Below are 14678 nucleotides of genomic sequence, written 5' to 3'. Positions count from 1 at the left end.
GGAGGAGTCCACATGAAACTGTTCGGCGTCGACCGCAGCCCGTATGCGCGCAAGGTGCGCATCGTCCTCGAAGAAAAAGGCATCCCGTACGAATACGTCCAGGCGCGGGCGTCGACGCCCGATTCGCCGGTGCCGGCATACAACCCGCTCGCCAAGATCCCGGTGCTCGTCACCGACGCGGGCAAGGCGATTTACGACTCGCCGGTGATCGTCGAATACCTCGAAGGCTACAAGCGCGAGCCGCGCCTCGTGCCGGAAGATTTCGAAGGCCGCATCGACGTGAAGCGCTGGGAAGCGCTCGGCGACGGCATCGCCGACGCCACGGTGCTGACCTCGCACGACCGCGAGCGCAGGCAGGACGAGGACTGGCACAAGCGGCAGCGCCTCAAGATCGAGCGGGGTCTCGCGGCGATGGAAAAAGAGCTGGGGGCTGCCGAGTTCTGCTACGGCGGCCGCTTCGGGCTCGCCGATATCGCGGCCGGATACGCACTGGGTTACCTCGATGCGGTGCTGCCGGAGGTCGCGTGGCGCGAGGCCCACCCCAACTTGGCGAAGCTCGCCGAGCGCCTCGCACAGCGCGAATCGTTCCGGCGCGCCCCGCAGGCGGGCTGACCGCACGAATCTTGCAGCGTACGGGGCATGAAAGACGACCTCAAAGACCACGCCAAGGGTGACCGCACGCTCGTCGAGGACGACGAGTCGTGGGAAGCGCGCAAGCTCGCCCAGGAGCTCGGCGTCACGCCTGACGAGCTCTCCGAAGCCGTCGAAGACGCGGGACTCATCGTCTCGGATACCCAGCAGCACGTCGGCAAAACCTGACGCGCCGCAGGCGCGTCATCCCCGCGCAGGTGATGCGGAGCGTCATTCCCGCGAAGGCGACCCGAAGCGTCATCCCTGCGCAGGTGATGCGGAGCGTCATTCCCGCGAAGGCGACCCGAAGCGTCATTCCCGCGCAGGCGGGAACCCATTTTGACCTTCAAGAAATGGATCCCCGACAGCCCCGCTACCGCGGTTCGGGAATGACGGCGTTCCTAGTGCAGGTCCAGCGCGTGACGTTTCAGCGCTTCCAAAGGCACGATCTCCAGCACCTTCGCATTGGTCGCCTCGAGCACCACACGCGGCGCCATGCCGGCTTCCCACGCTTCCACCCAGCGCAGCGCGTGCAGGCACCAGCGGTCGCCTGGCTTGAGCCCGCGAAAGCGCATCTCCGGGCGCGGCGTGATGAGATCGTTGCCGCGCTCGCGCGAGAACTCGAGGAAATCCGCGGTCACCTTGACGCAGACCAGATGGGCGACGCCGGCTTCGCCGCGGGTCGAGCAGCAGCCGTCGCGAAAAAACCCGGTGAGCGGTGCGAAGCTGCACGCCTGCAGCGCACCGCCGAGCACGTTCTTCTCTTCGGATACGGCCTCTGACATGGCGATGATCGAAACGAGCGAGTGGCGAGGACGAGCATCATAACAAGAACTGCCGGCGCCGATCGCCCTATGCCGCCATCGTAACCGCGGCGCATGGGAACACCCGTTGCATCGACGGCCGTGTCTCATACACGGGAGAAGACGCATGGCAGCACGCAAGAAATCGGCAGCTCGCAAGCCGTCGAAGAAGAAGACGGCTTCGAAGAAAACCGCATCGAGGAAATCCGCCTCGAAGAAGTCCGCACGCGCCTCGCGCGGCGCCACCGATGCGCTGACCCTGCTGCGCACCGATCACCAGAACGTCCAGAAGCTGTTCGACCAGTTCGAGAAGACACGCTCGGACGACCGCAAGAAAGCGCTCGCCGAGCGGATCTGCAACGAGCTCACGGTCCACGCGCAGATCGAGGAAGAGATCTTCTACCCGGCCGCGCGCGGCGCGATCCGCGACAAGGACCTGATCGCCGAAGCGACGGTCGAGCATCAGAGCGCGAAAGACCTGATCGCGCAGATCGAAGGCGGCGGCAGCGGCGAGATGTGGGAAGCCAAGGTGAAAGTCCTCGGCGAGTACATCAAGCACCACGTCAAGGAGGAGCAGAACGAGCTCTTCCCGCAGGTGCGCAAGACCAAGCTCGATACCAAGGCGCTCGGCGAGCAGCTCGAGGCGCGCAAGATGGAGCTCATGGGCGGCGGCGGCAGCGCGGGAAGCTCCGGCGGCGACTCCGACGGGCTGATGTCGCGCGTGGCGCGCGGGATGGGGCTGGGGTCGGGGACGTAGGAAGAAAAAGTGACGGATAAGGCGGTGACGGATACTACGGTGACGGATAAAGCGGTGACGAAAAACGCCGCGACGCTTTAACCCGTCACCGCCTTATCCGTCACTTCCTGAATCGCGTCACCGCCGCCGTCGCGCGATGTTCTTATCGACGATCGCCAGCAGGATCAGCGCGAACCCCAGCACTCGCAGGATGTACACGTAGTTGTAGCGCTCGTCCTCGAGCCCCATCATGAACACGCCGACCTGGTTGAGGGCGAGGAGCGCGAACGCCAGCGCGAACGCGAGGAACAGGCGGTCGGCCGTCCGCTTCCAGAACTGCACGAAATACAGGCTCCCCACGACGTAGGCGAGCGTCACCGCACCGGACAGAAAATCGATCATCCCTACTCCGATTCCCGGATGAAGCCGTAGATCAGGAACAGCATGCCGACGAGCGCCGCGAGGTGGCGGTACAGCCGCAGGTCGATCGAGTCCGGCAGCAGCACGAGGTCGACGAAGAGCAGCGTGTTGTTGACCGTGAGCCCCACGAAGCACAGCGCGCTCCAGAGCAGGATGCGCAGCCGGCTGTTGGCGTAGGCGCGGAAGAGCAGCAGCATGCAGGCGCCGCTGGTCAGCATTGCGATGAGGTAAAGGACCGCCTTGAACGTGTCCATGCGTTATTTCTTCTTGATCCTGAAAGCGTCGGCAAAAGAACGGATCTTCTCGTCGCGCAGCGCGTAGATGACCCGAACCATGGTGACCGGGCGCGCGTTGTAGACGCGCATCAGCGCCTGCACGCAAGCGTCGACGTCGGTGGACGCCGGGCTGTACCGAAAGAGGTCGCCGACCGACTGCACCAGGCCGCGCTCCTCGAAGCTCGACAGGTGCCGGCGCGCGGTCGCCTCCGAGATCGCCGACGGCTGCAGCTCGCCGACGAGCGTAGGCACCGCGTGCTCGCGCCCCGGCTCGCGCGCGAGCTTGAGCAGGAGCTCGGCCGCGTCGACGTCCGGTATGTGCTCGCGTATGAACGCGCGCAATGCCTCCGGGAAATCGGGATCTTCCATCCTGACCATGCGCGCGCGTCTAGCCGCGCGTTCTCATGTGAATCGTCTGTTCAGGGACCGCCCCCGTCACACGCGCTCGCGCGCGCCTGCAGCTTGCGGGTCGCGGCCGCGGCCGGCGCGGGCCGTGAGCAGCGACTGCAGCTTGTCGTAATCGATCGGCTTGACGAGATGGTGGTCGAACCCCGCCGACTCGGTCTGCTTCACGTCCGACGCGCGGCCGTAACCGGTGACGGCGATCAGCAGCGTGTCGTGGAACGCCGGCTGCGCACGGAGCTGCCGCGCGACCTCGTAGCCGTTCATGCCGGGCATGCCGATGTCGAGCAGGATCACGTCCGGCGAGCATTCGCCGGCGATGCGCAGCGCGGTGTGGCCTGCGTGCGCGACCTGCACCTTGTGGCCCTGGAGCTCCAGGAGCAGCGTCATGCTGCACGCCGAATCCTGGTTGTCGTCGACCACGAGGATCGACAGGGGCGACTCCTCGGGCGTTGCGGACGCCGCTGTCGCAGCCGCGTCGCGCGTGGGTGCTACCGTCATCTTGAATTCCTCCGTTGCGATCAGCGGCAGGCGGACCGTGAACTGGCTGCCGCGTCCGGGACCTTCGCTGCGCGCCTCGACCGAACCGCCGTGCATCTGCACCAGGCCGCGCACGACGATGAGGCCTATGCCCAGGCCGCCGTGGGCGCCGGTATTGAGACGTTCTTCGTGCGTCGACGGCTCGAACAGCCGGGACAGCGCTTCCTTCGATATGCCGCGCCCGTTGTCCCTGACGCGCACGACCGCGTCGCCTTCGGTGCCCGGGGCGCCGGACGCATGCTCGAGCGAGAGCTCGATCGCGCCGCCTTCGTCGGTGTACTTGGCGCTGTTGGTGAGCAGGTTGCAGATGACCTGCGACAGGCGCACCGCGTCGCCCTTCACGTGCAGGCCCTGATCGGGCAGCCGCAGGCTGAGCGTGTGGCCGCGCATCTCCAGCAGCGGACGCGCGGTCTCGACGGCGTGCTGCAGCACGTCGCGCAGCTCGACCGCTTCCTTGTGCAGCGTGAGCTTGCCCATGGTGATGCGCGAGACGTCGAGCAGGTCGTCGATGAGGCGCGACAGGTGCCGGTTCTGGCGCGACAGGACGTCGCGCGCCCACAGCAGCTGGCTGTCGTCGATCGCCTTCCTCTGCATGAGCTCGATCGCGCCCTGGATCGCCGCGAGCGGGTTCCTCAGCTCGTGCGAGAGCATCGCGAGGAAATCGTCCTTGCGCCGGTCGGCCGCTTCGAGCGCTTCCTGCGCGCGCACCCGCTCGGCGACCTCGGCCTGCAGGGTCTTGTTCGCTCGTTCGAGCTCGGCGTTCGCCCCGGCGAGCGTCTTGTTGAGCGCCTCGAGCTCGCGCGCCTTCTCCGCCTGAAGGGCCGCGTTGGCGTCGGCGAGGTCTTCGTTGGCCACGGCGAGGGTGCGATTGAGGCGCTCGAGCTCGCGCCGCTGGCGGTAGAGCTCGACCAGCACCTCGACCTTGCCGCGCAGGATCTCGGGCACGACCGGCACGTAGACGTAATCGACCGCGCCGAGCTGGTAGCCCTTCAACTGGTCGAGGTCGGTGACGTGCACCGCCGTCACGAAGATGATCGGGGTCTTCTCGAAGCGCGGGTGCTGGTGGATCATCGCCGCGGTCTCGAAACCGTCCATGCCCGGCATGTTCACGTCGAGCAGGATCGCCGCATAGTCGCTCTCCATCAGGCGCTGCAGCGCCTCGGTCCCCGAGCGTGCGTGCACGAGGTTCTGCCCGAGCACCCCGAGGATCGCGTCGTAGCTCATCAGCCGCGCGGGCTGATCGTCCACGAGCAGGATGTTGACTTTGTCTTCAGCGTTCATGTCAGCGGTGCAGCCACATCCTCATCAGCGAGAGCAGCTGATCGGTGTTGACCGGCTTGGCGATGTAATCGGACGCGCCGGCCTCGAGACATTTCTCGCGGTCGCCTTTCATCGCCTTCGCGGTGAGGGCGATGATCGGCAGCATGCGGAACTGCGGCTCCTGACGGATGCGCCGCATCGTTTCGTAACCGTCCATCTCCGGCATCATGATGTCCATGAGCACGAGCGAGACTTCGGGCGTGTTCTGAACGATGTTGATCGCTTCCTCGCCCGAGGCCGCGACCACCGTCTCCATGTGGTGGCGCTCGAGCAGGCTCGTCAGCGCGAAGATGTTGCGCACGTCGTCGTCGACCACCAGCACTTTCTTGCCGACCAGCGCCTCGTCGCTCTGGTTGAGGCTTTCGAGCATACGCTGCTTCGCGGGCGGCAGGTCGCCCACCACGCGGTGCAGGAAGAGCGCGGTCTCGTCGAGCAGGCGCTCGGGCGATTGCACCCCTTTCAGCACGATCGATTTCGCGATCTTCCTGAGCTGCGTCTCCTCGTCCGGCGTCAGCTCGCGGCCGGTGAAGACGATGATCGGAATGTCGCGCAGGTCCTCGTCCTTCTGCACCTCGGCGAGGAGGTCGAAGCCCGAGATGTCGGGAAGCTTCAGGTCGAGCACCACGCAGTCGAACGTCTTCTCGCGCATCATCCGGAGGGCCTCCGCCCCCGTGCCCACCGAGGTGATGTGCACGTCGTTGTGGCGGATCAGCTCTTCGATGCTCATGCGCTCGGCGGGGTCGTCCTCGACGACTAGCAATTGACGCGCCCTCGGCTCGGCGAACCTGCGGATGCGGTCGAACGCGGCCTCGATGCTGTCGGTCGTGAGCGGTTTGTTGAGGTACGCGAACGCCCCGCGCTCGAGCCCGTGCTGGCGCTCTTCCTCGACCGTGACGATCTGCACCGGGATGTGGCGCGTCGCCGGGTCCTGCTTCAGCTGCGAGAGCACCGTCCAGCCGAGCATGTCGGGCAGGAAGATGTCGAGCGACACGGCGGTCGGCTTGTACTTCCTCGCCAGGGCCAGGGCCTCCGAGCCGCGCATCGCCACCAGCGCCTTGAAGCCGTGATCGCGCGCGAGCGAGAGCAGGACCTTGGCGTAGTGCGGGTCGTCCTCGGCGATGAGCAGCACCGCGTCGCCGGGCTCGAGGTTCTCCCGGTCGTCCGCGATCTCCTCGACGCGCGGCGCCGGCAGGACGATCGGCTGGAAGGTCGCGCTGTCGGCCTGCGGCGCGGGCGCGGTCGAAGCCGCCTTGCCCGACGCCGGACCGACGTAGCTCATCGGCAGGTAGAGGGTGAACGTGCTGCCCACGCCCGGCATCGAGGAGAGCCTGATCTCGCCGCCGAGCAGGCTCGCGAGCTCGCGCGAGATCGCGAGGCCAAGACCCGTGCCGCCGTATTTACGCGACGTGCCGGCGTCGGCCTGCTGGAACGCTTCGAAGATGAGCTTCTGCTTCTCCGGCGGGATGCCGATGCCGCTGTCGGTCACCGAGAAGCGCACCACGCCGTCGGCCTTGGACAGCACCGGATGGTCGGGCGACCAGCCGTCGGCCGCCGGCGCGACTTCGAGCCGCACCCCACCCTGCTCGGTGAACTTGAAGGCATTCGACAGCAGGTTCTTCAGCACCTGCAGCAGGCGCTTCGGATCGGTCGTCATCTGCTTCGAGCCGAGCGCGGAATCGAACTCGTTGTTGAAGAACAGCTTGCGCGCTTCCGCCACGTGGCCGAAGTTGCGCTGCACGAGATCGCGCAGGTGCGCGAACGGCAGCTCCTCGCACTCCACCGTGACCGTGCCGGACTCGATCTTCGACAGGTCGAGAATGTCCGAGATGAGGTTCAGCAGGTCGGTGCCCGCGCCGTGGATCGTCTGCGCGAACTCGACCTGGCGCGCGGAGAGATTGCCGTCGTTGTTCTCGGCGAGCTGCTGGCCGAGGATGAGGATGGAGTTCAACGGCGTGCGCAGCTCGTGCGACATGTTCGCCAGGAACTCGGACTTGTAGCGCGAGGTGAGCGCGAGCTCCGCGGCCTTCTCTTCCACCGCGCGCCGCGCCTGGTCGATCTCCTGGTTCTTTCTTTCGACCTCGGCGTTCTGCGCGGCCAGCAGCTGCGCTTTCTGCGCGAGCTCGTCGTTGGTCTGCTGCAGCTCTTTCTGCTGGGTCTGCAGCTCGGCGGCGAGCTCCTGCGACTGCTTGAGCAGGCCCTCGGTCCGCATCGTCGCCTCGATCGTGTTCAGCACGATGCCGATCGAGCCGGTGAGCTGCTCGAGGAACGCCAGGTGCGACGCGGTGAACTCGGTGAGCGACGCGAGCTCGATCACCGCTTTCACTTCGCCTTCGAACAGCACCGGCAGCACGATCACGTTGCGCGGCCTCGCGGTGAGCAAGCCCGACGAAATGTGGATCGACTGCTCGGGGATGTCGGAGAGCATGAGGCGCTGCTTCTCCACCGCGCACTGCCCGACCAGTCCCTCGCCGATGCGATAGCGCCGCGGGTCGTCGCCTTCCTTGGTATCGGCGTAGCCGGCGAGCTGTTTCAGCAGGTGCTCGCTGCCGTCCGAATCCATGATGTACATGACGCCCTGGTGCGCGTTGACCAGGGGCACCAGCTCGGAGAGCAGCATCTGCGCGACGGTGAAGAGGTCGCGCTGGCCCTGCATCTGCCGGCTGAACTTGGCGAGGTTGGTCTTCAGCCAGTCCTGCTCGGTGTTGCGGTCGGTCGTCGCCCGCAGGTTGCCGATCATGGCGTTGATGTAGTCCTTCAGCTCCGCCACCTCGCCCGACGCGTCGACCTGGATGTAGCGGGTCAGGTCGCCCTTGGTCACCGCGGTCGCCACCTCGGCGATCGCGCGAACCTGGGTCGTCAGGTTCTGCGCGAGCAGGTTCACGTTTGCGGTCAGGTCCTTCCAGGTACCGGCGGCGCCCGGCACGTTCGCCTGGCCGCCGAGACGGCCTTCCACGCCGACCTCGCGCGCCACCGTCGTCACCTGTTCGGCGAAGGTCGCGAGCGTGTCGGTCATCGAGTTGATCGTGTCGGCGAGCGCCGCGACCTCACCTTTCGATTCCACGGTGAGCTTCTGCCGCAGGTCGCCGTTCGCCACCGCGGTCACCACCTTCACGATGCCTCGCACCTGGTTGGTGAGGTTGGCCGCCATGACGTTCACGTTGTCGGTCAGGTCCTTCCACGTGCCCGCCACCCCCGGCACGCCGGCCTGTCCGCCGAGCTTGCCTTCGGTTCCCACCTCGCGCGCCACCCGGGTCACTTCCGACGCGAAGGAATTGAGCTGGTCCACCATCGTGTTGATGGTTTCCTTGAGCTGGAGGATCTCGCCTTTCACGTCCACCGTGATCTTGCGAGATAAATCGCCGCGCGCCACCGCGGTCGTCACCTCCGCGATGTTCCGCACCTGCGCGGTGAGGTTGCCCGCCATCCAGTTCACGTTGTCGGTCAGGTCCTTCCAGGTACCCGCGACACCCGGCACCTGCGCCTGGCCGCCGAGCTTGCCTTCGGTGCCCACCTCGCGCGCAACCCGCGACACCTCACCGGCGAAGGAATTGAGCTGGTCGACCATCGTGTTGATGGTTTCTTTGAGCTGGAGGATCTCGCCGCGCACGTCCACCGTGATCTTGCGCGACAGGTCGCCGGTCGCGATGGCGGTCGCCACCTCGGCGATGTTCCGCACCTGGGCGGTGAGGTTACCGGCCATCGAGTTGACGTTGTCGGTCAGGTCCTTCCAGGTGCCTGCGACACCCGGCACCTGCGCCTGGCCGCCCAGCTTGCCTTCGGTGCCCACCTCACGCGCCACCCGCGTCACTTCCGACGCGAACGCGTTGAGCTGGTCGACCATGGTGTTGAGCGTGTTCTTGAGCTCGAGGATCTCGCCTTTCACGTCCACCGTGATCTTGCGCGACAGATCGCCGCGCGCCACGGCGGTGGCCACCTCCGCGATGTTGCGCACCTGCGCGGTGAGGTTGCCCGCCATCCAGTTCACGTTGTCGGTCAGGTCTTTCCAGGTGCCCGCGACGCCTCGCACCTGCGCCTGGCCGCCGAGCTTGCCTTCGGTGCCGACCTCCCTCGCAACGCGCGACACCTCGCCCGCGAACGAGTTGAGCTGGTCGACCATGGTGTTGAGCGTGTTCTTGAGCTCGAGAATCTCCCCGCGCACGTCCACCGTGATCTTGCGCGACAGGTCGCCGTTCGCGATCGCGATCGCCACCTCGGCGATGTTGCGCACCTGCGCGGTCAGGTTGCCGGCCATCGAGTTGACGTTGTCGGTCAGGTCTTTCCACGTGCCCGCGACGCCCGGCACCTGCGCCTGGCCGCCGAGCTTGCCTTCGGTGCCCACCTCCCGCGCGACGCGCGACACCTCGCCCGCGAACGAGTTGAGCTGGTCGACCATGGTGTTGATCGTTTCCTTGAGCGCGAGGATCTCGCCCTTCACGTCCACCGTGATCTTGCGCGAGAGGTCGCCTCGCGCCACCGCGGTGGTCACTTCCGCGATGTTCCGCACCTGCCCGGTGAGGTTGGTCGCCATCGCGTTCACCGAGTCGGTCAAGTCCTTCCACGTGCCCGCGACACCGGGCACCGCGGCCTGCCCGCCGAGCTTGCCCTCGGTGCCGACCTCCCTCGCCACCCGCGTCACTTCCGACGCGAACGAGTTGAGCTGGTCGACCATCGTATTGATGGTCTCTTTCAGCTGGAGGATCTCGCCTTTCACGTCCACCGTGATCTTGCGAGATAAATCGCCGCGCGCGACCGCGGTTGTCACCTCGGCGATGTTTCGCACCTGACCGGTCAGGTTGGTCGCCATCGCGTTCACCGAGTCGGTCAGGTCCTTCCAGGTGCCGCCGACGCCCGGCACGACCGCCTGGCCGCCGAGCGAGCCTTCGGTGCCGACTTCCCTCGCCACGCGAGTCACTTCGGACGCGAACGATCGGAGCTGCTCGACCATGGTGTTGAGCGTTTCCTTGAGCAGCAGGATCTCGCCCTTCACGTCCACCGTGATCTTGCGCGACAGGTCGCCCGACGCGATGGCGGTCGCCACCTCGGCGATGTTCCGCACCTGGTCGGTGAGGTTGCCGGCCATCGAGTTGACGTTGTCGGTCAGGTCTTTCCAGGTGCCCGCGACACCCGGCACCTGCGCCTGGCCGCCGAGCTTGCCTTCGGTTCCGACTTCGCGCGCCACCCGCGTCACTTCCGCGGCGAACGCGTTGAGCTGGTCCACCATGGTGTTGATGGTGTTCTTCAGCTCGAGAATCTCGCCTTTGACGTCCACCGTGATCTTGCGCGACAGGTCGCCGCGCGCCACGGCCGTCGTCACCTCCGCGATGTTGCGCACCTGCACCGTCAGGTTGGTCGCCATCGCGTTGACCGAGTCGGTCAGGTCTTTCCACGTGCCCGCCACGCCCGGCACGATCGCCTGGCCGCCGAGCTTGCCTTCGGTGCCCACCTCCCGCGCCACCCGCGTCACTTCCGACGCGAACGAGCGGAGCTGGTCCACCATGGTGTTGATCGCCTCCTTGAGCTGGAGGATCTCGCCTCGCACGTCCACCGTGATCTTGCGCGACAGGTCGCCGTTCGCCACCGCGATCGTCACCTCGGCGATGTTCCGCACCTGCGCGGTGAGGTTGTTCGCCATGTAGTTCACGTTGTCGGTCAGGTCCTTCCACGCGCCCGACACGCCTTTCACCTGCGCCTGGCCGCCGAGCTTGCCGTCCGTGCCGACCTCGCGCGCCACGCGCGTCACTTCCGAGGTGAAGACCTGCATCTGCTCGATCATGTTGTTGACCAGCGTCGCCGAGCGCAGGAACTCGCCCTGCAGCGGGCGGCCGTCGACGTCGAGCCGCATCGTTCGCGAGAGATCGCCTTTCGCGACCGCGGCGATGGTCCGCGTCACTTCCGCGGTCGGCCAGAGCAGGTCGTCGATCAGCGTGTTGACCGAGTTCTCCATCTCGCCCCACGCGCCGCTGTGGCGGTCGGCGCGCAGCCGCTGCCGCGTCTTGCCCTGCTTACCGACCGAGTTGCCGACCCGGGTCAGCTCGTCCGACATGCGCCGGTTGGAGCGCACGATGTCGTTGAAGGTGTCGGCGAGCTTGCCGTACATGCCCGTCCAGTCGCCGGGGAGCTGCACCGAGAAATCGCCTTCGCGCACCGACTGCAATGCCGCGAGCAGCTCGCGCAGCTCGGGCGGCGGGTCGCCTTCGATGCGGGGTACAGGCGTCGGGGTCACGAGGACTTCTCCGGTCGGGATCGTCTGCATGGCTTGGGCTTTAACTCGGTAAGTGGAGCTGGTAGGTACGGAATGTGATCGGGATACAGGCGTGCGCCGTCCCGGCTTTGCGCCGTTTCGACCCGCGCCGCGTGCACTGCGGCCCATTTGAGTCGGTGCTCTCCATCGTAAGCATCGTCGTTATGGGATGCGCGCAGACCCGATCCGGCCGGCGCGCACGTTTTGCGCTTCTTGGCTTGGTGGCGGACGAAGACTCCCCCGCGCGCGCAACCCGCGGGCCTTGCGGTCCGGAAATTGCGCGGTCTGCACGCCATGCAAAACACATGCCAAACCTACTTTAAGGCCTGCGATCAGATACTTGCGTGGCAACTAAGGAAGGCCACGCCAGCAAAAGGTGCGTTGCCAGGTAAAACTTACCGACGGAAAGGTCCACACCGCTGGTCGGCGCGGCGAGCCGCGCCTCCCCGCGCGAAGGCGCGCTTAGGCGCCTCGCGGCGCCACGCGAGATCTATTTCTTCAACTTGGCGAAGGCCAGCGCCATCGCTCCGGTGAGCTGCGGCTCGGGGCGCCGCTGCTGCGGCCTGGGATTCTGCTGCGGCCGCGAATCGCGCTGCGAGCGCTCGCCGCCAGTGCGGCGGACCGGCGCCGCGGAGTCGTCGAGCTTCATGGTGAGCGCGATGCGGTTGCGCTTCACGTCGACGTCGAGCACCTTCACTTTGACGATCTGGCCGGGCTTGACCACCTCGTGCGGATCCTTGACGAAGCGGTTAGCGAGCGCTGACACATGTACCAGCCCGTCCTGGTGGACGCCGACGTCGACGAAGGCGCCGAAGGCCGCAACGTTCGTCACCACGCCTTCGAGCAGCATCCCCGCCTGAAGGTCCGACACCTTCTCGATGCCTTCCCTGAAGACCGCGGTCTTGAACGCCGGACGCGGGTCGCGGCCGGGCTTCTCGAGCTCGGCGAGGATGTCGCGCACCGTCGGCACGCCGAACTTCTCGTCGGTGAACTCGGACGCGGCGAGGTTGCGCAGCACTTCACCGCGCCCCATCACTTCCGCGATCGGCCTGGCCAGCTTGGCGAGGATGCGCTCGACCACCGGATAGGCTTCGGGGTGCACCGACGAGCGATCGAGCGGGTTGTCGCCGGCGTTGATGCGCAGGAACCCCGCGGCCTGCTCGAACGTCTTGGCGCCGAAGCGCGGGATCTTGGTGAGCGCCGCGCGGTTGGGGAACGCGCCGTTCGCGTCGCGGTACTCGACGAGGTTCCTGGCGAGCGTCGAATTGAGTCCGGAGATACGCGCGAGCAGCGGCGCCGACGCGGTGTTGACGTCCACGCCCACGGCGTTCACGCAGTCCTCGACCGTCGCGTCGAGCGTGCGCGCGAGCGCGCGCTGGTTCACGTCGTGCTGGTACTGGCCGACGCCGATCGCCTTGGGCTCGATCTTCACCAGCTCCGCCAGCGGGTCCTGCAGCCTGCGCGCGATCGACACCGCGCCGCGCAAGCTTACGTCCAGCTCCGGGAATTCCTTCGCCGCGAACTCGGACGCGGAGTACACCGACGCGCCCGCTTCCGACACCACCACCTTGGCGATCTGCTGCTCGGGCTTTTTCGCTGCGACGAGCTTGATCGCTTCGGCGGCGAGCTTGTCGGTCTCGCGGCTCGCGGTGCCGTTGCCGATCGCGACGAGCTGAACGCCATGCTTGACCGCGAGCGTCGCGATCGCCGCGAGCGAGCCCTGCCAGTCGCGCCGCGGCTCGTGCGGGTAAATAGTCGTTGTCTCGAGGAGCTTGCCGGTCGAGTCGACGACCGCGATCTTGCAGCCGGTGCGGATACCGGGGTCGATGCCGAGCACCGCCTTGGGACCGGCCGGCGCGGCGAGCAGCAACTCGCGCAGATTGCGGCCGAACACACGGATCGCTTCGGTCTCCGCCGCTTCACGCAACTGCGTCATGAGCTCGCTCGAGATCGACAGCGACGCTTTCACGCGCCACGTCCAGCGCACGGTGTCGGCGAGCCACTTGTCGGCGGCGCGTCCGAGATTTTCGATGCCGACGTGAGCCGCGATCGATGCTTCGCAGGGATGGGGCTGCTGCGCTTCGAGCTCGTCCGGCAATTGCAGGTTGAGCGCGAGCACGCCGGCATTGCGTCCGCGGAAGAGCGCGAGCGCGCGGTGCGACGGGATCGTGCGGATGGTCTCGGCATAGTCGTAGTAGTCGCGGAATTTCTCTTCCTCCGCGGCCTCCTTGCCTTCGACCACTTTCGATTTGACGACGCCCTGCTCCCACATCAGCTTGCGCAGCTTGGCGAGGAGCTCCGCGGTCTCGGCGAAGCGCTCGGCAAGGATGTCGCGTGCGCCGTCGAGCGCGGCCTTCACGTCCGGCACGCCGCCGTCGGCGGCCGGCTTGCCGTTCACGTACTTCGCGGCTTCGGTTTGCGGGTCGAGCGCAGGCGTGCCGAAGAGCGCATCGGCGAGCGGCTCGAGCCCCGCCTCCTTCGCGATCTGCGCCTTGGTGCGGCGCTTGGGCTTGTAGGGCAGGTAAAGGTCTTCGACTTCCTGCTTGGTGGTCGCCGCTTCGATCTGCGCACGCAGCTCGTCGGTGAGCTTGCCCTGCTGCTCGATCGACGCGAGCACCGCGGCGCGGCGCTCCTCCAGCTCGCGCAGGTAGAGCAGCCGCTCCTCGAGCGTGCGCAGCTGGGTGTCGTCGAGATTGCCGGTCACTTCCTTGCGATAGCGCGCGATGAACGGCACGGTCGCGCCTTCGTCGAGCAGCGCGACCGCCGCTTCGACCTGCTGCGGCCTGACGCCGAGCTCCTGCGCGATGAGTTGAACGATCTTGAGGTTTGCTGCGGGGGTTTGCGTCGCGGACATCGGATGGCGGTTCGTCGAAAAAAGCTGCGGCGCATTGTGGCCACATCGCGGCCCATCGCCAAGTCTTGACATCAGGTCAAAATCAAAAGCATTGAACCGCAAAGGACGCAAAGGACGCAAAGGAAAGCCAAATCAAATGCCTTTACGGGCTCGAGTGCCGCGAAGCATCGTGCTCGAGTGCGTGCTGACCACTGTAAACCTTTGCGTCCTTTGCGTCCTTTGCGGTTAATTTGCTTTTCAAGCCGTGTACATGGCAACGCCGGGCGCCTTGCGGCGGCCCGGCGTTTGGGTGCTGCTACGCGTGGCCGATGACACCCTTTAACGGGTTCCGGTGCCCTTGCGGCACTGGACGGCGCATCGCGATCTACCGAAAGGTAGTGTTGAACGACAGGCGCCAGACATCGGCGACTGCCTCAACTTCGCGGCGTGACCTCCTTCCGGCAAGCCGATGGAGCGC

At 66.4% G+C, this 14678-nt stretch carries 10 protein-coding genes; 3 read left to right on the top strand and 7 right to left on the bottom strand.

Features of this window, described 5'->3' with window-relative positions:
* Positions 1-12 precede the first annotated feature (12 nt).
* Together VHP37_19080 and VHP37_19075 are read left to right on the top strand one after the other, a co-directional pair.
* Positions 13-612 (top strand): glutathione S-transferase N-terminal domain-containing protein, encoded by a 600-nt coding sequence (locus tag VHP37_19080; GenBank protein HEX2828466.1) that lies wholly within the window; start codon positions 13-15, stop codon positions 610-612.
* A gap of 27 nt (positions 613-639) precedes the next feature.
* Complete coding sequence (locus tag VHP37_19075) at positions 640-819, top strand: DUF3606 domain-containing protein (protein ID HEX2828465.1); 180 nt, start codon at positions 640-642, stop codon at positions 817-819.
* A gap of 212 nt (positions 820-1031) precedes the next feature.
* Here VHP37_19075 and VHP37_19070 read toward each other — a convergent pair whose 3' ends face one another.
* Positions 1032-1415, bottom strand: coding sequence for a DUF2237 domain-containing protein (locus VHP37_19070; protein ID HEX2828464.1), 384 nt, complete (start codon positions 1413-1415; stop codon positions 1032-1034).
* A 145-nt stretch (positions 1416-1560) separates the two neighbouring features.
* Between VHP37_19070 and VHP37_19065 the strand changes: the two genes are divergently transcribed.
* The gene (locus tag VHP37_19065) at positions 1561-2190 is read left to right on the top strand and encodes a hemerythrin domain-containing protein (GenBank protein HEX2828463.1); all 630 of its coding nucleotides are present in this window, start codon (positions 1561-1563) and stop codon (positions 2188-2190) included.
* Positions 2191-2307: 117 nt separating this feature from the next.
* On the opposite strand, the gene VHP37_19060 is transcribed toward VHP37_19065, so the two are convergent.
* The 6 genes from VHP37_19060 to VHP37_19035 form a co-directional block, all read right to left on the bottom strand.
* Positions 2308-2571, bottom strand: a complete 264-nt coding sequence (locus tag VHP37_19060) for a DUF5985 family protein (protein HEX2828462.1) — start codon at positions 2569-2571, stop codon at positions 2308-2310.
* 2 nt (positions 2572-2573) lie between these two features.
* Positions 2574-2843 carry a DUF5985 family protein gene (locus VHP37_19055; GenBank protein ID HEX2828461.1) on the bottom strand — a complete coding sequence of 90 codons (270 nt, stop codon included), beginning with the start codon at positions 2841-2843 and terminating at the stop codon, positions 2574-2576.
* A 3-nt stretch (positions 2844-2846) separates the two neighbouring features.
* Entirely contained in the window at positions 2847-3242 is a 396-nt protein-coding gene (locus VHP37_19050) for a hypothetical protein (GenBank protein ID HEX2828460.1), read from the bottom strand.
* A gap of 57 nt (positions 3243-3299) precedes the next feature.
* Entirely contained in the window at positions 3300-5087 is a 1788-nt protein-coding gene (locus tag VHP37_19045; GenBank protein HEX2828459.1) for a response regulator, read from the bottom strand.
* 1 nt (position 5088) lies between these two features.
* A complete protein-coding gene (locus tag VHP37_19040; GenBank protein HEX2828458.1) occupies positions 5089-11070 on the bottom strand; it encodes a HAMP domain-containing protein in 5982 nt (1993 codons plus the stop codon).
* A 787-nt stretch (positions 11071-11857) separates the two neighbouring features.
* Positions 11858-14221, bottom strand: coding sequence for a Tex family protein (locus tag VHP37_19035; GenBank protein HEX2828457.1), 2364 nt, complete (start codon positions 14219-14221; stop codon positions 11858-11860).
* Between the last annotated feature and the right edge of the window lie 457 nt (positions 14222-14678).

It is taken from the genome of Burkholderiales bacterium (assembly GCA_036262035.1).
Taxonomy (GTDB): Bacteria; Pseudomonadota; Gammaproteobacteria; order Burkholderiales; family SG8-41; genus JAQGMV01.
This window is presented reverse-complemented; position numbering and strand designations above follow the sequence as displayed.

Excerpts from the sequence above, each read along its gene's own strand:
- VHP37_19080 (HEX2828466.1), top strand. The coding sequence starts at position 13 with ATGAAACTGTTCGGCGTCGACCGCAGCCCGTATGCGCGCAAGGTGCGC.
- VHP37_19075 (HEX2828465.1), top strand. The coding sequence starts at position 640 with ATGAAAGACGACCTCAAAGACCACGCCAAGGGTGACCGCACGCTCGTC.
- VHP37_19070 (HEX2828464.1), bottom strand. The coding sequence starts at position 1,415 with ATGTCAGAGGCCGTATCCGAAGAGAAGAACGTGCTCGGCGGTGCGCTG.
- VHP37_19065 (HEX2828463.1), top strand. The coding sequence starts at position 1,561 with ATGGCAGCACGCAAGAAATCGGCAGCTCGCAAGCCGTCGAAGAAGAAG.
- VHP37_19060 (HEX2828462.1), bottom strand. The coding sequence starts at position 2,571 with ATGATCGATTTTCTGTCCGGTGCGGTGACGCTCGCCTACGTCGTGGGG.
- VHP37_19055 (HEX2828461.1), bottom strand. The coding sequence starts at position 2,843 with ATGGACACGTTCAAGGCGGTCCTTTACCTCATCGCAATGCTGACCAGC.
- VHP37_19050 (HEX2828460.1), bottom strand. The coding sequence starts at position 3,242 with ATGGTCAGGATGGAAGATCCCGATTTCCCGGAGGCATTGCGCGCGTTC.
- VHP37_19045 (HEX2828459.1), bottom strand. The coding sequence starts at position 5,087 with ATGAACGCTGAAGACAAAGTCAACATCCTGCTCGTGGACGATCAGCCC.
- VHP37_19040 (HEX2828458.1), bottom strand. The coding sequence starts at position 11,070 with ATGGAGAACTCGGTCAACACGCTGATCGACGACCTGCTCTGGCCGACC.
- VHP37_19035 (HEX2828457.1), bottom strand. The coding sequence starts at position 14,221 with ATGTCCGCGACGCAAACCCCCGCAGCAAACCTCAAGATCGTTCAACTC.